General features: G+C 68.9%; 13 protein-coding genes. 3 read left to right on the plus strand and 10 right to left on the minus strand.

What is annotated here, in order from left to right:
- Window positions 1-138: 138 nt before the first annotated feature.
- The gene (locus ABVN73_RS06305; RefSeq protein ID WP_353859394.1) at window positions 139-2,067 is read left to right on the plus strand and encodes a potassium transporter Kup; all 1,929 of its coding nucleotides are present in this window, start codon (window positions 139-141) and stop codon (window positions 2,065-2,067) included.
- 33 nt (window positions 2,068-2,100) lie between these two features.
- On the opposite strand, the gene ABVN73_RS06310 is transcribed toward ABVN73_RS06305, so the two are convergent.
- A complete protein-coding gene (locus ABVN73_RS06310; RefSeq protein ID WP_353859395.1) occupies window positions 2,101-2,919 on the minus strand; it encodes an ABC transporter substrate-binding protein in 819 nt (272 codons plus the stop codon).
- Between the two features lie 200 nt (window positions 2,920-3,119).
- Between ABVN73_RS06310 and ABVN73_RS06315 the strand changes: the two genes are divergently transcribed.
- Complete coding sequence (locus ABVN73_RS06315; RefSeq protein WP_353859396.1) at window positions 3,120-6,608, plus strand: response regulator; 3,489 nt, start codon at window positions 3,120-3,122, stop codon at window positions 6,606-6,608.
- Window positions 6,609-6,706: 98 nt separating this feature from the next.
- On the opposite strand, the gene ABVN73_RS06320 is transcribed toward ABVN73_RS06315, so the two are convergent.
- The 4 genes from ABVN73_RS06320 to cobD all read right to left on the minus strand — a co-directional run bounded on the left by ABVN73_RS06320 (window position 6,707) and on the right by cobD (window position 11,512).
- The gene (locus ABVN73_RS06320) at window positions 6,707-8,014 is read right to left on the minus strand and encodes a methyl-accepting chemotaxis protein (protein ID WP_353859397.1); all 1,308 of its coding nucleotides are present in this window, start codon (window positions 8,012-8,014) and stop codon (window positions 6,707-6,709) included.
- Window positions 7,989-8,540, minus strand: coding sequence for a PAS domain-containing protein (locus tag ABVN73_RS06325; RefSeq protein WP_353859398.1), 552 nt, complete (start codon window positions 8,538-8,540; stop codon window positions 7,989-7,991). The genes ABVN73_RS06320 and ABVN73_RS06325 overlap by 26 nt, the downstream gene beginning before the upstream one ends.
- A 162-nt stretch (window positions 8,541-8,702) precedes the next feature.
- On the minus strand, window positions 8,703-10,304 hold the full coding sequence (locus ABVN73_RS06330; protein WP_353859399.1) for a diguanylate cyclase: 1,602 nt from the start codon (window positions 10,302-10,304) through the stop codon (window positions 8,703-8,705).
- A gap of 137 nt (window positions 10,305-10,441) precedes the next feature.
- A complete protein-coding gene (gene cobD, locus ABVN73_RS06335) occupies window positions 10,442-11,512 on the minus strand; it encodes a threonine-phosphate decarboxylase CobD (RefSeq protein WP_353859400.1) in 1,071 nt (356 codons plus the stop codon).
- A gap of 34 nt (window positions 11,513-11,546) precedes the next feature.
- On the opposite strand from cobD, the gene cbiB reads away from it, so the two are divergent.
- Entirely contained in the window at window positions 11,547-12,509 is a 963-nt protein-coding gene (cbiB, locus tag ABVN73_RS06340; RefSeq protein ID WP_353859401.1) for an adenosylcobinamide-phosphate synthase CbiB, read from the plus strand.
- A gap of 72 nt (window positions 12,510-12,581) precedes the next feature.
- On the opposite strand, the gene ABVN73_RS06345 is transcribed toward cbiB, so the two are convergent.
- From ABVN73_RS06345 to ABVN73_RS06365, 5 genes are all read right to left on the minus strand, one after another.
- Complete coding sequence (locus ABVN73_RS06345; protein WP_353859402.1) at window positions 12,582-14,000, minus strand: saccharopine dehydrogenase C-terminal domain-containing protein; 1,419 nt, start codon at window positions 13,998-14,000, stop codon at window positions 12,582-12,584.
- Window positions 14,001-14,140: 140 nt separating this feature from the next.
- Complete coding sequence (locus tag ABVN73_RS06350; RefSeq protein WP_353859403.1) at window positions 14,141-15,415, minus strand: type III PLP-dependent enzyme; 1,275 nt, start codon at window positions 15,413-15,415, stop codon at window positions 14,141-14,143.
- A gap of 443 nt (window positions 15,416-15,858) precedes the next feature.
- Entirely contained in the window at window positions 15,859-16,683 is an 825-nt protein-coding gene (locus ABVN73_RS06355; RefSeq protein ID WP_353859404.1) for a hemerythrin domain-containing protein, read from the minus strand.
- 132 nt (window positions 16,684-16,815) lie between these two features.
- Complete coding sequence (locus ABVN73_RS06360) at window positions 16,816-17,379, minus strand: acireductone dioxygenase (protein ID WP_353859405.1); 564 nt, start codon at window positions 17,377-17,379, stop codon at window positions 16,816-16,818.
- 100 nt (window positions 17,380-17,479) lie between these two features.
- A complete protein-coding gene (locus ABVN73_RS06365) occupies window positions 17,480-18,733 on the minus strand; it encodes an MFS transporter (RefSeq protein WP_353859406.1) in 1,254 nt (417 codons plus the stop codon).
- Window positions 18,734-18,820 lie beyond the last annotated feature (87 nt).

Here is an 18,820-nt window from a genome sequence, read left to right on the forward strand (position 1 = left end):
GCTGGCACCTCCGCACCACCGGAACCATATGGTCTTGTGGTGAGCGGTTGATGTAAGGAGAAGGTTCGCGGCCGAAGCGTTCCGCCCGCAAGGAGGGACTTCCAGACACCGGACCGCGATCCGAACGAACGGACCACCATGGACAGCGCCAACCAGCAAACCGGCGACGGACCGAACGGCGCCGTTCCCACTTCCCAGGGCCATTCCCCTCAAGCCAACCGCATGCCCGCCCTCGTCCTGGGAGCCCTGGGCGTCGTGTACGGGGACATCGGGACCAGCCCGCTCTACACCATGCGGGAGTCCTTCACCCACACCGGCCTGCCGCTCGACGAGCCGACCATCCTCGGCATCCTCTCGCTGGCGACCTGGGCGCTCATCATCGTGGTGACGCTGAAATACGTGCTGCTCGTGATGCGGGCGGACAACAAGGGCGAGGGGGGCGTTCTGGCCCTGGGCACCCTGGCCCACCGCGGGCTCAGTTCCACCGCGGGCAACCGGGCCATCATGGCCCTGGCGATTCTCGGGATGGCGCTGTTCTACGGCGACAGCCTGATCACGCCGGCCATCTCGGTGCTGAGCGCGGTCGAAGGGCTGAAGGTCGTCACGCCGTCCCTGTCACCCTACGTTGTCCCGATCACGCTGGCCGTTCTGACCCTGCTGTTTCTGTTCCAGAGGCAGGGCACCGGGCGGGTCGGTATCTTCTTCGGCCCGATCATGGGGGTTTGGTTCGCCACCCTGGCGGTGCTCGGGCTGATGCAGGTGCTGCATTGGCCGGACGTTCTGCGCGCGTTCAACCCGCTGTACGGGGCGGCGCTGTTCGTCGACCACGGCTGGGTGGCCTTCCTGACCCTGGGCGCCGTGGTCCTGGCGGTCACCGGGGCCGAGGCGCTCTACGCCGACATGGGGCATTTCGGGCGGGCGCCGATCCGCATCGCCTGGCTGTATCTGGTCCTGCCGGCGCTGCTGCTGAATTATTTCGGGCAGGGCGCCATGCTGCTCCACCAGCCGGAAACGCTGGAGAACCCCTTCTTCCATCTGGCGCCGGAGTGGGCGCAGCTCCCGCTGGTCCTGCTGTCGACGGCGGCCACGGTCATCGCCAGCCAGGCGGTGATTTCCGGCGCCTTCTCGCTGACCCGGCAGGCGGTGCAGCTCGGCTATCTGCCGCGGCGCGAAATCCGCCACACCTCGGAGCATGAGGTGGGCCAGGTCTACATCCCGCGCAACAACTGGCTGCTGCTGATCGGCGTGGTGATACTGGTGATCGGCTTCGGGTCCAGCAGCAATCTGGCCGCCGCCTACGGCGTGTCGGTGACGGGGGCCATGGCGATCGATACGATCCTGGCCGCCGTGGTGGCGTGGCGGCTGTGGCGCTGGAACCCGCTGCTGGTCGTCGCCGCCTTCTCCACCCTGCTGGTGATCGACCTCGCGCTGTTCGGGGCGACCCTGCTGAAGGTGCCGGACGGCGGCTGGTTCCCGCTGCTGATCGCGGCGGCGGTCTACACGCTGATGACCACATGGCGCCGCGGCCGCCGCATCCTGGCGGAACGGCTCTACGCCGACGCCCTGCCGATGGACCTGTTCCTGCAGCGTGTCACGCCGCAGTCGCCGCAGCGCGTCGCCGGCACGGCCGTGTTCATGACCGGCAACCCCGACGTCGTCCCGCACGCCCTGCTCCACAACATCAAGCACAACCGGGTGCTGCACGAGCGGGTGGTCGTCATGACGGTCATCATGGAGGAGGTGCCCCGCGTCTCGCCGGACCGCGCCGTCCTGGTCGAGAAGCTGGGCAAGGGCTTCTTCCGTGTGGTCCTGCGCTTCGGCTATCTGGAGCAGCCGCACATTCCCCGCGCGCTGGAGCGATGCCGCCGCTTCGGCCTGCATCTGGACATGATGGAGACGTCGTTCTTCCTCGGCCGCGAGACGCTGATCCCATCGCGCTCGACCGGCCTGCCCGGCTGGCGCGAGCCCGCCTTCATCCTGTTGTCGAAGACGGCCCTGTCGGCCACGGAGTTCTTCTGCATCCCGCCGGGCCGGGTGGTGGAGTTGGGCACCCAGGTGGAGATCTGACCGCCCGTCGCGAGCGGGCCGATCCCGACCCCATCAGTCCCGCGCCACGATGGGGGTCAGGCCGAACCGGGCGGCGGCGGCTTCCAGCCGCCCGTCGCGCTTGACCGTCTCGACGAACCGGTTGACCCGGTCGAGCCACACCGGGTCGCCCGGCGCCACCGCGTAGGCGTAGGGCGTGGGCTGGACCGGAGCGTCCGGCGTGATCAAATGCGCCCATTGATGGACGGCGAGCACCCTGCGGCCATAGGGGTAGTCGGTCAGAAAGGCGTCGGCGCGTCCCGACTGCACCTCCTCCTCCCGCTCCTGGGGGCCGGAGACGATGCGGATGCTGGCCTTGCGGAGGGATCGGCTGGCATAATCGTCCATGACGGTGCCCTTCTGCACCGCCACGACCATGCCGTCCTGGTCCAGATCGTCCCATCGCAGGATGCGCGGATGCGTCTGGGAGGAGACGGCGTAGATGCCGCTGCGCAGGTAAGGCTGGCTGAACACGATCTTTTCAGAACGGGCGGCCGTGACGCCGATCCCGAACATGCCGATGTCGCAGCGGTCGCCCAGCAGGTCGGCGACGACGGTCGAAAAACCGCTTTCCACGAAGCTGACCCGCACGCCCAGATCCTGGCCGAACGCCCACGCCATGTCGACATCCAGGCCCTGCAGCTCGCCGCTGTACGGATTGCGGAAGGAGATGGCGTAATAGTCCGGCCAGATGCACACGCGCATCAATCCCGTGCGCTGCACCCGGTCGAGCCGCGCCTCGGCCCGGACCGGCGCCGCGCCGCCCAGCAGGATCATGGACGGGAGGGCGGCGTGGAACGCCACCGCCGACAGTGCGATGAAAAGACGCCGCACGGCCTTGTCCCCCGAAATCCGGCTCACACTGCGGCAGGATAGCACCTTGCCCCCCGTCTGCACAGCGCGGGCTTGCGCTTCGCCCGCCCGCTGTTAAGATTCGCGCGAACTCATCATACCCCACGGAGCCGCGCGTGATGGCCAAGCTTGCCCTGCTGCAGCATCGGGGCGCCCTTCTCGCGTTGGCTTTCTTGTCCTTGATGGCCCTTTTGTTTGAGTTCACCTACGACATCCATGCCGACCGCACCCTGACGTTGAAGAATGCGGCGGAAAATATCGACAATCTGACAAGCGCTCTGGAATCCTCGGTCAGCCGCACGGTCCAGACCGTGGACATCATGCTCGCGTCCGTGGGCGACGCGGTGATCCTCGGCCATCTGCTGGACGCCCCGCCGGTCCAGGGCCGCGAGGATGGGGCGCTGGGCCCCCTGCTTCAGGACCGGCTGCGACGGTCACCGCACATCCGCGGCTTCTCGGTCCTCGATCGCCGGGGCGTCATGGTGGCGACGACGGAGGATTCCCGGCTGCTCGGCACCCCCTTCGCGGAGACGGATCTGTTCCGCGCCCACCTGTCCGGCCAGAGCAAGGGTCTTCATATCGGGATCCCGGTGCGGGGGCGTTTTCTGACGCCGGCCGGCGTCGCGGAGGACCGGTCGGGCAAATGGGTCCTGCCGATGAGCCGGGCCATTCGCGGCGCGGACGGGACGTTTCTCGGGGTCGCGATCGCCTCGGTCAACCCCGAGTATCTGCAAGGTGTCTTCCGCGCGGTGCGCAACGGGCTACACGGCACGGTGTCCCTCTACCGCCGCGACGGCCTGCTCCTGACCCGGTTTCCCCAGGACGGGGCCGAGGGCACCGGCCTGCCGATGGCGGGGATGGAGCTGTTCCGGAACCAGCTTCCGGTGTCGGAAGGCGGCGTGTTCCACGAGACCACCCCGGACGGGATCGATCGCATCACCGCCTATCGCGCCACGCCGGTCTGGCCTCTGGTCCTGGTGGTCAGCCGCAGCGAGGACGAGGAACTGGCCAGCTGGTGGACCAACCAGATCGAAATCGCGGTCGTCTCGCTGGGCTCCGGGCTTATCATCCTGCTGTTCACCGCCGTGCTGCTCCTGCTGCGCCGCAGGGATGCCCAACTGGAGGACGGCAACGCCCGCTTCAACGCGCTTCTGGAAACCGCCGTGGAAGGCATCCTGACGGTGCGCGCGGACGGCGTCATCGAATCCGCCAACAGCGCGGCCCACCGGATTTTCGGTTACCCGCCCGGCGGCCTGGTCGGACGCCATGTGCAGGAGCTGATGGAGCATCGGCATCACGTGGCCCACAACCGCGTCATGGAGGCCATCGCCGCGGGCGCCCGGCGGATCGGTCCGAATTTCTCCCGCGAGGTGAGCGGCCTGCGGATGAGCGGGGAGGTGTTTCCCCTCGACCTGTCCCTGGCCGAGGTGCAGACGCAGCAGGGCATCCTCTTCGCCGCCTTCTTCCGCGACCTGTCCGAGCGCAAGCGGGTGGAGCGGGCACTGACCGAGGCCAAGGAGAAGGCCGAGGCCGGGCAGCGCAGCAAGATGGAGTTCCTGGCGACCATGAGCCATGAGATCCGGACGCCCATGAACGGGGTGATCGGCATGGCCGGGCTTCTCCAGGAAACCAACCTCGACGAGGAGCAGCGCGGTTACGCCGACACCATCCGCGACTCCGCGGAATCGCTGCTGACCATCATCAACGACATCCTGGACTTCTCCAAGATCGACGCCGGTCGCCTCACGCTGGAGATCACCGACTTCGAAGCGGTGCCGCTGGTCGAGAGCGTCGTGGAATTGCTGGCCCCGCGCGCCGCCGCCAAGGGGCTGGAGCTGGCCAGCTACGTCCCGCCGGACTTGCACGGCCCGCTGCGCGGCGATCCCGGACGGCTGCGCCAGATCCTGATCAACCTCGCCGGCAACGCGGTCAAGTTCACCGATCAGGGCAGCGTCACCATCGTCCTGTCCGTCAAGCCGAACAGCCCGTTCACCGAAGCCGACGGGGCTGACGCGGACGGCAGCGGGGGCGAGGCTCCGCAGGAAACGCCGGTGACCGTCCGTTTCGAGGTGCGGGACACCGGCATCGGCATCGCCGCGGCCGACCACAAGCGCCTGTTCTCCATGTTCAGCCAAGTGGACGGCTCGTCGGCCCGGCGCCATGGCGGAACCGGGCTGGGCCTCGCCATCTGCAAACGCCTGACCGAACTGATGGGCGGGCGGATCGGCGTCCACAGCATGCCCGGCGAGGGCAGCGTGTTCTGGGCCGTCATTCCGCTGTGGCGCGGCGCGGCGGCGGAGACCGCGCCCGTGGCGGAGGAGCCGGACGCTTGGACCGGACGGCGCGTTCTTCTGGTGGACGATCTGGCGGTGAATCGCGACCTGCTGGCCCGCCAACTCGCCGCGCTGGGGCTGGAAACCGAAGCCGCCGCCACGGGAGAGGACGCCCTGCGCCGGCTTCGGGACGCCGGCGCCGAAGGGCGCCCATTCGACGCGGCCATCCTCGATCATTGCATGCCGGGCCTGACCGGGCCGGAGCTTGCCATGCGCATTCGCGCCGAACCGGCGCTGGCCACCCTGCCCCTGGCGTTGGCCACCTCCCACCGCATGGGGGACCCGGAGGGGGATGCCGCCGGCGTGGCGGTGCGGATCCTCAAGCCGATCCGCGCAACGGCGCTCCGCACCGCCGTCTCGTGCCTGTTCGCTACGCCGCCGAGGTCCTTCCCGCCGAGAGGTTCGGCGCCGGCGGCCGCCGTCGGCCATGGACGGGCGACGGCCCCATCGCTCCCATCCGGATCGCTTGTGACCGGCAGATCGGCCTTGTCCGCCCCCCTCCGCCGCCGCGTCCTGGTGGCGGAGGACAACCCGGTGAACCTGCAGGTGACCCTCGCCCTGCTGCGCCGGGGTGGCCACGCGGTCGATTCCGTGTCGAACGGGCTGGAAGCGGTCAACGCCGTCGCCGCCCTGCCCTACGACCTCGTCCTGATGGATGTCCAGATGCCCGAAATGGACGGCCTGGCGGCGACGCAGGCGATCCGCCGGATGGGCGGACCGGCGGCGCTTGTGCCGATCGTCGCCATGACCGCCAACGCCATGGAGGGGGATCAGGCCGTTTGCCTGGCCGCCGGCATGAATGATTATCTGGCCAAGCCCATCGTGGCCGAACAGCTGCTGCAAACCGTCGCGCGGTGGACCGGTCTCCCGGAGCCAAGCGAGCCGAGCCAGCCGGCACCGCGTTCGGAAACGGCCCTCCCATCCGCGATCGACCACGCCAAGCGCCGGGATTTGCGCGACGCCATCGGCGACGAAGGCTTCGCGCTTCTGATGGACATCTTCCGCCGCGAGACGCCAAGCCATCTCGACCAACTCCGGCTGGCGGCCCTGCATCAGGACTTTACGGCGGTGGAACGCTCGGCCCACATCCTGAAAGGCTCGGCCGGCAATGTGGGCTTTGCCGAGGTTTCGATGCTGGCCGGCGAACTGGTTGCCGCCGCCCGCCGTAGGGATGCCGCGGGCATCGGCGGCGATCGCATCCAGCGTTTGGATGCCGCCCTGAAGGAGGCCGCAAAGGATGCCGCCAGGGACGCAGGGCGCACCGCCACCCCGAAGGACGTTGACCGGGTTGCTCTGGAAACGATCGGTCCCCGGACGGACGGCTCCGGGACGACCTAGCCTCCCCGGACCATTCGGAGCGTCATCCGGGGCCGACCAGCCACAGAGTCACTTCCTGTCGGACACCACCCGGTCGCACAACCGGGGCTTGTCGCCCCTCAGCGCTGGCCGCCGCAGACGCGGGCGACGAAATTGTCGATGTCGCCGTTGAGGGTCACGGCGCGCCGGGCCAGCTCTCCGGCCGACGAAAGCACCTGACTGGCGGCGGCGCTGGCGTCCTGGGCGCCCGAGGACACGCTGGTCACCGCGTCGGCCACGGTGCGCACGCCGGCCGACGCCTCGCGGATGGACCGGCTGATCTCGTCAATGGCCGCGCTCTGCTGTTCGGCGGCGCTGGCGATGCCCACGGCGATCTCGTCGATGTCGTGGATCATGCCGCCGACATGCTGGATCACCGTCGCCGTGGCGCGGGTCACCGACTGGACCTGGGAAATCTGGGCGGTGATGTCCTCGGTCGCCTGGGCCGTCTGGTTGGCGAGATTCTTCACCTCGGTCGCCACAACCGCGAAGCCCTTCCCGGCCTCTCCGGCGCGCGCCGCCTCGATCGTCGCATTGAGCGCCAGCAGGTTCGTCTGGCTGGCGATGTCGTTGATGAGCTGGACGACGGCGCCGATCTGGTCGGAGGCGGCGAGAAGGGAGCGGATGGTGGCATCCGCCTCCCGCACCTTCTCCACGGAACTGCGGGCGAGATCGGCGGTGCGGGACACGCCCTGGGCCACCTCGCCGATGGCGCCCGACACTTCGCCGGTCGCCGCCGCTACCCCGTCCACGTTGGACGACACCTGCTCCGCCGCCGAGGCCGCGGAGAAGGACTGCTCGCTGGCCGTCGCGGCCGTCGCCGTCATGGCCGTGGAGGACGCTTCGAGCTGGGCGGCGCTGGCCGACAGGCTTTGCGCGACCTCCTTGATGTTGGCGCCGATGCGGGTGGCGCTTTCCACGAATTCGCGGCTCTTGCCGTCCATGGCGGCCAGCCCGTCGTTGATCTGGCGCGCATAGGCGCCGAATTCCCCGACCATGCCGGTCATCACGATGCGCCGGTAATATTGCCCCTCCGCCGCGTGCTGCATCGCGGCGTTGGCCTCCTTGCCGAAGGACTCGACGCGGTCGAGCAGGCGGTTGATGGTGCGCAGCATGTCCGCGATGGGGCTGCTGCCTTGGATGTTCAGGATGCGCGGCTGAAGGTCGCCCTTCTCTGCCGCGGCGATCACCGTCATGGCTTTCCGGATGGTCCGGTTGGTGAGCCTCAGCCAGCGGATCGCGGCGAGACAGGCGATGACCGCCAGCAGGGCCGGCACGGCGGCGGTGACGCTGCCGGTGGCGAGGCCGTGCACCGCCTGCGCCGCTGACAGCAGGGCGACCAGGGCGATGGCGGCGAGCGATTTAGAGACTGAAGACAAACTCGTCATAGCTCGTGCCCTTGTCGCGCAGGAGTGTTTCCAGCATGGCGCCGGAGGCCGCCATCGCCGCGATCCGGTCGGCGTGCCGCGCCTCTTCCGCCAGCAGCGCGGCGTAGAGTCCCGCCGCCGCATCCACCGCCGGCCGCGCTGGAACGCGCCGGCTGGAATGGTAGCCGGTGATGGTCCGCCCGGACCCGCTGTCGGGATTGCCGAAGACCGGCGTGACGTGGGCGAACACCCAGTAATGGTCGCCGTTCTTCGCCCGGTTGATCACGTAGGCGAAGATTTCGGTCCCGGCCTCGATGCGGCTCCACAGCAGCTTGTAGACGCACCGGGGCATAGCCGGATGGCGGACGATGTTGTGCGGCCGTCCCAGGAGGTCCGCCTCGCTGTAGCCGCTGACGCGCAGGAACACATCGTTGGCGTAGGTGATGCAGCCCTTGAGGTCGGTCTTCGAGACGATGATCTCGTCGCGGTGAAAGGTCCGCTCCTGTCCGGTCAAGCCACCGTGTGTGCCGCCTATGCCGACCGCCATGACCGTCCGCCTCTCGAACACCTGAAAAACAGGTCACCAACCCAACCGCTGGTAATAAGTTTTGCTAATAACTCATAGCGTACGTAATAATCGGTTGGCTTTAAAAACGGGCCGTCGCCAGCTGCGACAAATTGTACCGCTCACCGCTGGAACTGCGGCGGCTCACATGCCCGGTTCGTAGACGACCACCCGGTTGCGCCCCTCGCGCTTGGCCCGGTAAAGCGCGAGGTCGGCGCGGTGAATCGCTTTTTCCAGCGTGTCGTAGGCGCTGTCCAGCGTGGAGATGCCAATGCTGCTGGTCAGGTGGAAGCGGCCTTCGGGGCCCGGAATCGCCATGCGGGACAGGTGGCGGCGCACCCGCTCCGCCACCACGCGGGATTCCTCCGCGGTGGCGCCGGGCAGCACGACCACGAACTCCTCGCCGCCCAGCCGGCCGAGAATGTCGTACTCGCGCAGGATGGCCTGGCAGCCGCCGGCCACCATGCGCAGGGCGTCGTCGCCGGTGGCGTGGCCGTAGCTGTCGTTGATGCGCTTGAAGTGGTCGACGTCCAGCACGAAGACCGACATCGGCTCGTTGAAGCGGTGGGCGCGGGCCAGCTGCGAACGGGCCAGCTCCATGAAGGAGCGCCGGTTGTAGATCCCCGTCAGCGGATCGCGGGACGCCATGTCCCGCAGCGCCTCCTCCATGTTCCGGCGGTCGGTGTAATCGTAGATCCAGGCCAGATTCACCTGGACCCCCTGGATCACCGCCTGGTTGACGGTGAACAGGGTCCAGAAGGACGAACCGTCGGCCCGGCGGAACTGCACCTCCATGTTGGTCACCGATCCGAAGGAGCGCAGGCGGTCGATCACCCGCTCCCTCTGGTGCCGGTCCAGATAATAGTCGCGGGCCTGTCGGCCGATCAGATCCTCGCGGGTCAAACCGATCAGCTCGGCGAAGCGGGTGTTGACGAAGATGATCTTGCCGTCATCGCGGCGGGACACCGACACGCCGATCGGGCTCTGCTCCAGGATGGCCTGGAGCCGCTCCTCGCTGGGCAGACCCTCGGTCAGGTCGTGGATCACGCCGACGATGCCGCCCAGATTTCCGGTGCTGTCGCAGAAGACCGCCTTGGTCAGGCTGGACAGGCGGGTGGTACCTCCGACGAAGGGAACCGCCTCCTCGTAGCTGCGCTGCCCCCATGTGACGGTCAGCTCGCGGTCCTGGTCGGTGTGGGCCTTGGCGATGCGCGGGTCCATCACCGCGAAGGCGGTCTTGGCGATGATGCTGCGACGTTCCAGCCCGGTGTAGCGCTCGAAGGCGTCGTTGCAATCGGTGTATTCGCCGGCCGCGTTCTTCACGAAGACGGGAACCGGCAGGGTCTCGAACAGCACCTCCTTCATCAGCAGCTGGTCGCGCAGGGCGGCCTGGGCCTGCCGGTGGTGGGTGACGTCGGTGTAGACGCGCAGCGAATGCCGCTCCCCCAGCGGGCCGGTCAGAGGGCCAACCGATTCGGACACCCAGACGGTTTGGCCATCCAGGCAGCGCAGCGGCCGTTCCCCCGACGCGTCGGGCAGCGCCGGGCGCTTGGCATCGTCCGGCTCGAGCGCCGCGAGATCGCAGCCGGTCAGGCCGCCGGGCGCGTAGCGCAACAGACCGTGCAAAGCCGAATTGGCGTAGAGGATGGTCCCCGTGTCCGTGGTGACGCAGACCCCCGACGGCAGCGTGTCGAACGCACGCCACAGCGCAGACCGGGTTTCCTCCGCATCCCCAGAAGGACTCATTGAACCGACCGAATCCAGCATGGCCCCCACAGCGTCATGGAAGATTCTTGCGCCACGATAGGGCAAACCACGAGTACGTTAGCCGATGCGCCTTTTTGCCCCTGTGTGCCATCTTGTCGCGCTATGGTGGTGATCGCCTATTTTGAGCGCAAAATCCATCGATTTGTGAACGTTTCAATTGCAACTTTCACACGCTCCTCCGCGGCCTCGTCCGCCGGAAGCCCCATCCTCAGCCACTCCGGCCGATAGTCGAAGCGGCGGACCAGAACCCCGGCCCGACCCAGCGCGTCGTAAAGTCCAGGCGCCCGGGGATCGTCCACAAGACGAAAAAGCGACGTCCCGCCGGCGACGCGCAGCCCGGCCGCCGCCAACCGAGCGTCGAAGCGGGCCGCGGCGTCGGCGAGACGGTGCCGGGTGGCGGCGATCCACGCCGAATCCGACAGCGCCGCGGTGGCGACGGCCAGCCCCGGACCCGACACCGCCCAGGGTCCCACGGCGGCGCGCGCATCCCGGAGCAGCGCCGGTTCGCCGAGCAGGAAGCCGAGCCTGACCCCGGCCAGCCCGAAGAATTTCCCGAAGGAGCGCAGGACGACCAAACCGGGTCTTCCGGCCGCCGACGCCACGCTGCACGCCGGAGCGACCTCGGCGAAGGCCTCGTCCACCACCAGCCAGCCACCCCGCGCCGCCTGCCGCTCCGCCAGGGCCAGCAGGGTTTCGCTCGGGACGATGCGGCCGTCCGGGTTGTTCGGGTTCACCACCACCACCACGTCGGCGTCGCAGGCGTCCAGCGAATTGGCCCCGGCCACGCGATGGCCGGCCGCGGCCCAGCCCGCGGCGTGCTCCGCGTAGGTCGGACCGAGCACGGCGACCGTTCCCAAAGGCCGCATCCGCGGCAGAACCAGGATCAGCGCCTGGGACCCGCCCGCCGCCAGAACGTGGTCCGGCGACGGCGCGCCGTAGAAGGCCGCCGCGGCCTCCCGCAGCGCCGTTTCGGCAGCGCGCCCCGGCAGGCGCGCCCAGGCCTCGGCCGGGATGGGCGGCAGCGGGCAAGGCCAGGGGTTGATGCCGGTGGAGAGGTCCAGCCAAGGCTCGGGCGCTCCGGGAAAGGCCGCCCGCGCGGCGTCGAGGTCGCCGCCGTGAATGATCCCACCCTGCGCGATCCCTTCGCGGACGATCCTCTTGGACCCCGCCGCCGATTCCGCCATCATCCCGCCCCTTCCCTTCCCCAGAGGATTCCGTCCCGTGGAGCTTCATCCGTCCGTGCTCGCCGCCGCTCTCCTCATCGAGGCCGCCGCCGGCTATCCGGACGCACTCTACGCCCAAATCCGTCACCCGGTGGTGTGGATCGGGGCGCTTATCGCCCAGCTTGACCGCGCGCTCAACCGCGAGCGTGATTCCTTCGCCGTCCGCAAGGCGGCGGGGGTGCTGGCCCTGCTCGCCCTGCTGCTGGTGGTGGGCGGCGCGGCGTCGGCGGTGGCGGGGCTGTGCCGGCATCTGCCGCTCGGCGGTCTTCTCGAAGCGGCGCTCGCCTCCACCCTGCTGGCGCAGCGCAGCCTGCACGACCATGTCGCCGCGGTTGCCGCCGCCTTCCGCGACGGCGGGCTGGAGGCAGCGCGCGAGGCGGTGTCGCGCATCGTCGGCCGCAACCCGGCAAGCCTCGACGAGCACGGCGTCAGCCGGGCCGCCATCGAAAGCCTGTCAGAGAATTTTTCGGACGGGGTGGTGGCTCCGGCCTTCTGGCTGCTGGTCGGCGGGTTGCCGGGAATCGCGCTCTACAAGGCGATCAACACCGCGGACAGCATGATCGGCCACCGCACCCCCCGGCACGAGGCGTTCGGCTGGGCGGCGGCGCGGCTGGACGATCTGGTCAACCTGCCCGGCTCCCGCCTGTCGGCGCTGCTGATCTGGGTCGCCGCCCGCTTCACCGAGGGCGCCGACGCCACCGAGTCCTGGCGGTCGGTGCGGCGCGACGCCCACCGCCACCGCTCGCCCAACGCCGGCTGGCCGGAGGCGGCCATGGCCGGAGCGCTCGACCTCCGGCTCGGCGGGCCGCGGGTCTATGGCGCGGTGCGGATCGAGGACGCCTGGATGGGGCCGGGCCGCACCGCCGCCACCGCGCAGGACATCACCCGCGCGCTTCACCTCTACCGGCGCGCCTGCATCGCTCTGGTCGCCGGCGCGCTGCTGCTGGCGCTGACCCTCTGAGGGCACCAAAGGAAAAGGGGCTCCGAAGAGCCCCTTCCCTGTACAGACGAACCAGCGTCAGACAAGCCGGCCTCAAGCGACCCGGAAGTTCTTGAACTGCCAGGGATCGTCGTGGTCGATGTCCTCGGGGAACAGCCGTTCGCGGTCCTGCAGCGGAGTCCAGTCGCCATAGGCGCCGACCAGTTCGCCGAGATAGGGCTTGGCGATCTCCAGGATGCGCTGGAAGTCGATCTCGTCCGGCTCGACGAGGCCACGGTTGGGGTTTTCCAGGGCCCAGACGATGCCGGCCAGGACCGCCACCGTGACCTGCAGCGAGGTCGCGTTGTTGTAGGGCACCAGGGCGCGCGCCTCGTCGATGCCCAGGCGGGAACCGAACCAGTAGATGCCCTTCTTGTGGCCCATCAGCAGCACGCCCAACTCGTCGGTGCCGCTGACGATCTCGTGCATCATCAGACGCTGGCTCGGCTGCATGTACCAGTTCTTACCGGCCAGCTCATGCACCGACTTCACCGCGTCATCGCAGGGGTGATAGGCGTAATGCACGGTCGGGCGGTAGGTGACGTGGTTGCCGTCGCGCTGGGTGTAGTAGTCGGCGATGGAGATCGCCTCGCTGTGGGTGATGAGGAAGCCGTGGAACGGCCCCTCCAGCGGGGTCCAGGTGCGCACGCGGGTGGAGGCGCCGGGGCGCATCAGGTAGATGGCGGCGTCGCAGCCGAACTCGTGGCGGCGGCCATCGGCCGGGAAATGCTTCTCGTGGCTGCCCCAGCCGAGTTCGGTGGGCTGGCAGCCCTCGCCGACGAAGCCGTCGATCGACCAGGTGTTGACGAACTCGCCCACCTTCTTCGGCTCGTTGGAGACCTGGGTGTCGCGCTCGGCGATGTGGATCACCTTGACGCCCAGCTTGGCCGCCAGGGCGCCCCAGCCGGCGCGGTCCTTCGGGACCTCCGTCGATTCGCCGGTGTCGGCGGCAACGTTGAGCAGCGCCTGCTTCACGAAATGCGAGACGAGGCCGGGGTTGGCGCCGTGGGTCAGAACGGCGGTCGGCCCGCCCTCGAAGGCGGCGCGGTGCGACAGCGCGGTCTCGCGCAGGGCGTAGTTGGAGCGCAGCGACGGCGACAGCGACGGGTCGGTGTAGCCGCCGGCCCACGGCTCGACGCAGGTGTCGATGTAGAGCGCGCCGACCTTGTGGCAGAACTCGAACAGGGCGACGGAGGACACGTCCACCGACAGGTTGACCAGGAAATCGCCCTTGCCCAGCATGGGCTCCAGCACCTGGACGTAATTCTCCCTCGTCAGCGGCAGGTTGATGAATTTGACGCCAAGCTCATCGGCCTCGGCATGACCGCGCTCCTCGGCGGTGACGATGGTGATCTGGTCCTTCGTGATTCCGATGTGGCGCAAAATCAGGGGCAAAACTCCCTGGCCAATCGATCCGAAGCCGACAATGACCATGCGGCCGGTGAAGGTGATGTGCTTGGTGTCCAGGGTCATCTAAGACGGTCCCCCGTGGTTGGCGTGACAGAAATACAGCCCGTCACCCTCGCGCCTCTTGCAGAGGCGGAGGGTGGCGGACCAACGATGGTTTACGGTGATTTTTTAGGGATATCCACAGCTTTCCCGCGATGCGGGACTTATGCCACGCAGCTCTTGAGGACGTAGCCGGGGGTTTCCAGCAGCGGCGCGTCCGAAACCTCGACCACGCGGGCCTGGTCGAACCCGTTGAAAGCGGTGCGCAGGCAGGAGCCGTAAGCCCCCAGCTGGCCCAGCTCGATCCAATCGCCGGCGCGGATGTCCGCGGGCAGGTGGAACGGGCCGTTCATGCGGTCCGCGCTGTCGCAGGTCGGGCCGTAGAAGGCGAAGGCCTCCACCGGCTCGTCGCCCATCGGCGCGAACGGACGGATCATGCGGGCCGGGAATCGGAAGCCGGGGACGCCGGCGTCCGACAGGGCGCCGTAGACGCCGTCGTTGATGAACAGCTCGTTGCCGCGGCGCTTGATCACCTGCACGACCAGCGACACGCCCGGCGCGACCAGCGCGCGGCCCGGCTCGCACCAGACGCGGCAATGGGCCGGCAGGTCGAGCTTGGCCACGCCGCGGGCGATGGCCTCCATGAAGTCGCCGAGCGGCGGCGGCGTGACGCCCGGATAGGAGACGGGGAAGCCGCCGCCCACGTCCAGAACGTCGATCACCACGCCCGACTCCGCGATGATGCGGCCGGCCAGCTCCAGCGCCCGCTCATAGGCGGACGGGTCGAGCATCTGCGAGCCGACATGGAAGGACACGCCGACCTTCGGAGCCACCATGCGCACGGCCTGGAGCAGCTCGACCGCCTCCGCCGCCGGAGCGCCGAACTTGCCGGACAGGTCGTAGACCGCGTTGCCCTTGGGCAGGGCCAGACGCACGACGAGGCCGAGGTCAGGGGCGTCGCCCGTCTCCTCCAGGATCTTCTGGAGCTCCTCCATGCTGTCGAGCACGAAGTCGCGCACGCCGTACTGCTGGTAGGCGGCGCGGATCGCCTCGCGGCCCTTCACCGGGTGCATGTAATGCAGCACCGCGTCCGGGAACATCTGGCGGATCAGGCGGATCTCACCGGGCGAGGCCACGTCGAAGTGGCGCACGCCGCCGGCCCACAGGGCGCGCAGCACCGCCGGCTCCGGGTTGCACTTCACGGCGTAGAGCACGTCGCCGGCCACGGCGGCGTCGAAGGCGGCGACGAAGCTGGACGCGGTGTCGGCCAGGACGCCCGGACGGATGCAATGCATCGGCTCCTCGGGACGGGCCAGCGCCACCGCCTGATGGACGGAGGTGCGGCGGTCCGACACCGGCGAAGCGCCGAAGGACGGGGCGGAGACGGAAACGCCGCGGCGCAGCGGGGCGACGGCGGAACGGGAACGGATGAAGCCCATGGCGCACTCCTTACCCTGGGCCACCCGGCGCGGGGCGGTCCAGCGAACAGACGGGAATCCGGCACGGCCGTCGAAGCCGTTGATCGGAATTCGGGTTGTGGTGAAAGGCGACGGAGAAAAGCCGGGTCAAACGCTCACGAGCGGGCTAGCAGCTCCGCAGGTTCAAAGCGTCGATGTCCGGCTATGGGCTACCGTCTGAGAGCCCTGCCGTGGAGAGCCAACATGCCTACCTCCCTCTCGGGACCGGCCCACTGATGACCGGTTCTGCCAAAAAGGACGCGGTACGTCGTTGCATAACCACAGAGGGCCATTGGCACGTGCGAGTGCGTCGTGCCCGATGAATTACGCTTTTTCCCCGGCGATTCAAGTGATTTTTTGATGACAGGCCCGGATTGCCCCGGCGGCGGCCTGTGATCGGCCAGGAATTGCAAGGACGGCGGCGATCAGCGGGGCGCCGCGTCCGCCGCCTCGGCGAAGGTCGGACGGTCGGAGCCGAGCACATGATCCATGAACCAGAAGCGCAGGAATCCCCGCACCGCGACGCCGGGGTCGAGCCGGCCGCTCTCCACCTGCTGGCGGACGTGGGCGAACTGCCCCTCCAGCAACCGGTGATGGTTGCGGTGGGCCACGAAACGGCTGGGCGCCACACGGCGCAGCACCCCTTCCTCCATGGCGAAATGGGCGTGGACATGGTCGTGCAGCAGCCCGACAAGGTCGAGGATCTCGCCGGCCGGCGCTCCGCGGCGGCTCATTGCGTCCAGTTCGTTCATGAGTTCGGCGAGTTGACGATGCTGCGCGTCGAGCGGCCCCACCCCGACGTCGAACGCGCTGTTCCAGGCGATCAGGGTCTGCCCTTCCGGCGCCAGGGAGGCATGGCGCACCAGCGCGGCGTAGTCGCCGTCATGGCGAATCTCATGCCCGCACAAGGCGGCGTCCAGCGTGCCCGCCACCGTGCACAGGAAGTCCGAGGTGACGTCGCATTCGCGCACATAGTCGATCAGGCGGCCGAACTGCTGGTCCAGCATCGCGTGATGGCCGGCATGCTCCTCCCACCGCGCGAACCCGGCGGCGCGGATGATGACCTCCTCATGGTCGAAATGCATGCGCATCTCGTCCGCGAAGCGGCTGAACCGGGGAACCATCGAGTCGCGGGAGGCGCCGGCCGCGCATTCGCGGCGGATGGCATCGACTTGGTCCATCAGCGAGCTGTGGGCCGCATCGATGAAGCCGTTGCCCGTGCGCGGGACGGTGTGGCCGTCCGTGGTCATGGAGCCTCCGAAGCGGGTGATGCGCCGCCATGGGATCGGCGCCGATAGCCAAGGGCTTGTAACAGCCCCGCTTTTCGCCGGCAATCGGCTGCGGCGAAAGGTAACGGTCCTCGCCGGATCATCGCGGGCGCGTCATGGAGCCGCGCCGGGTTCCGGTTCGAACTTCGGAAAACGGTCGGCGATCACGTCGCCGGTGAAGGAGGCCACCCAGCCGTCCGGGCGCGTGAAGAACCGGATGGCGGTGAAATCCGGGTCCGGCCCCATGTCGAACCAATGCTTCGTCCAGGCCGGGATGCTCAGCAGATCGCCGGCCCCGCACACGATGCGGTACACCTTCTCGTCCATGTGCAGGTAGAAGGCGCCGCCGCCTTGCACAAAGAACCGCGCCTCGTCCTCGTCGTGGGTGTGCTCCGCGCGAAAGGCGGCGCGTCGGGCCGCGGCGTCCGGTAAGCCGCGCGGCATCCGCACGACGTCGGCGGACTGGAAGCCGCGCGCCTCCTTCAGGGCCGCCACCGGCCCGGCATAGGCGTCCAGCACCGTCTGGGCGTTGGCGGTGTCGGGAATGGCCTGCGGCGCCGGCCACCGCTCGAACAGCACGCCGGCCAGCGCCAGATGGGCGGTGACCAGCGCCGGATCGGCGGAGGAGAGTTCGATAACCGTGGGATCGGTGTCGCTGTAGACGGACAGACGTGCCATGGCCGCCTCGTTGTGCAGATGCACCCAGCATGGGACGAAGCGGTGACCGGCGCAACCGAAACGGTTGAAGCCATACCTCGGTATGCTCGCAAGGAACGAATCAGCGGCGGATCGCCAGCCCCAGCGAAACAACCAGTCCGACCGCCAGCAGAAGACCGACGAATCCGCCGACTCCGGCCCAGCCGAAGCCGTGCCAGAAGACCCCGCCGAGCGTCCCGGCGATGGTGGAGCCCATGTAGTAGCAGAACAGGTAGATCGCCGAGGCCTGCCCGCGGTTGACCGGCGCCCGCTGCCCGATCCAGCCCGAGGCGACGGTGTGGACCCCGAAGAAGGCGAAGGTGAACAGGGCGATGCCCGGCGTCATCGTCCACAGGCTGTCCGGCGTCATCAAGGCCAGACCGGCCGCCATCATCGCCGCGGCGGCGGCCAGCACCCGGCCCCGCCCCAGCCGCACCGCCAGTCCGCCGAACAGCGGCGAGCTGACGACCCCGCAGAGATAGACCGTGAAGACCGCCCCGACCGCGACCGGGCGCAGGTCGAAGGGCGGTGCCAGCAGACGGAAACCGATGTAGTTGAAGACGGTGACGAAGGCTCCCATGGACAGGAACCCCATGGCGAACAGGGCGAGCAGCCCGCGGTCCATCAGGTGCCCGCGCCACGCCTCGGCCAGCTCCCGCACGCCCGCCGGCCGGCGCTGGAAATGGCGCGAGGCGGGAAGCGCCACCCACACCGCCACGGCGGCGGCGATCCCCAGCGTGCCGATCACCCCCATCGCCATGCGCCAGGACGCGACGTCGGCGACCAGCGCGGTCAAGGCCCGGCCCGACATGCCGCCCAGCGCCGTCCCGCCGATGTACAGCCCCATCGTCACCCCGGCGGAGCGCGGGTCCACCTCTTCCGACACATAGGCCATGGCGACGGCGGGCAGGCCGCTGAGCGCCATCCCCTCCAGCGCCCGCATCAGCAGCAGCGACGCCCAGTCCGGCGCCATCGCCCCGCTGATTCCCAGCGTGCCGGAGGCGAGCAGCGAGAGGGCCATGATCGCCTTGCGCCCGAAGCGGTCGGACACCGCCCCGGCGATGAGAAGGGCGAAGGCGAGGACGCCGGTGGACACCGACAAAGCGAGGCTCGACTGAGCGGGGGTGACGCCGAACGCCCGTGTGAACTCCGGCATCAGCGGCTGCACGCAGTAGAGGGCGGCGAAGGTCGAGAAGCCGGCGACGAAGAGGATGCGGCTCGCCCGCTTGTAGGCCGGCGTGCCGGCGACGAGATAGTCCGCCGCCACCCTGTGCTGTCCGGGCGTTCCCTGCCCCGCCGGCTCGATCTGAACCCTGCCGAAATCGCCGTCCGCCACGTCGGTCCGTCCCCATGATGCGCCGCAACATACACGCGGAAGGGGAATGTGCGCCCGCGACGGCGTCCTGTCCAACGGATCGGACGC

This window comes from Azospirillum formosense, assembly GCF_040500525.1.
GTDB lineage: Bacteria > Pseudomonadota > Alphaproteobacteria > Azospirillales > Azospirillaceae > Azospirillum > Azospirillum formosense_A.

Bases quoted from the DNA above. Each gene is read 5' to 3' on its own strand.
- ABVN73_RS06305 (WP_353859394.1), top strand. From the start codon at position 139: ATGGACAGCGCCAACCAGCAAACCGGCGACGGACCGAACGGCGCCGTT.
- ABVN73_RS06315 (WP_353859396.1), top strand. From the start codon at position 3,120: ATGGCCCTTTTGTTTGAGTTCACCTACGACATCCATGCCGACCGCACC.
- ABVN73_RS06320 (WP_353859397.1), bottom strand. From the start codon at position 8,014: ATGACGAGTTTGTCTTCAGTCTCTAAATCGCTCGCCGCCATCGCCCTG.
- ABVN73_RS06325 (WP_353859398.1), bottom strand. From the start codon at position 8,540: ATGGCGGTCGGCATAGGCGGCACACACGGTGGCTTGACCGGACAGGAG.
- ABVN73_RS06330 (WP_353859399.1), bottom strand. From the start codon at position 10,304: ATGAGTCCTTCTGGGGATGCGGAGGAAACCCGGTCTGCGCTGTGGCGT.
- cobD (WP_353859400.1), bottom strand. From the start codon at position 11,512: ATGATGGCGGAATCGGCGGCGGGGTCCAAGAGGATCGTCCGCGAAGGG.
- ABVN73_RS06345 (WP_353859402.1), bottom strand. From the start codon at position 14,000: ATGACCCTGGACACCAAGCACATCACCTTCACCGGCCGCATGGTCATT.
- ABVN73_RS06350 (WP_353859403.1), bottom strand. From the start codon at position 15,415: ATGGGCTTCATCCGTTCCCGTTCCGCCGTCGCCCCGCTGCGCCGCGGC.
- ABVN73_RS06355 (WP_353859404.1), bottom strand. From the start codon at position 16,683: ATGACCACGGACGGCCACACCGTCCCGCGCACGGGCAACGGCTTCATC.
- ABVN73_RS06360 (WP_353859405.1), bottom strand. From the start codon at position 17,379: ATGGCACGTCTGTCCGTCTACAGCGACACCGATCCCACGGTTATCGAA.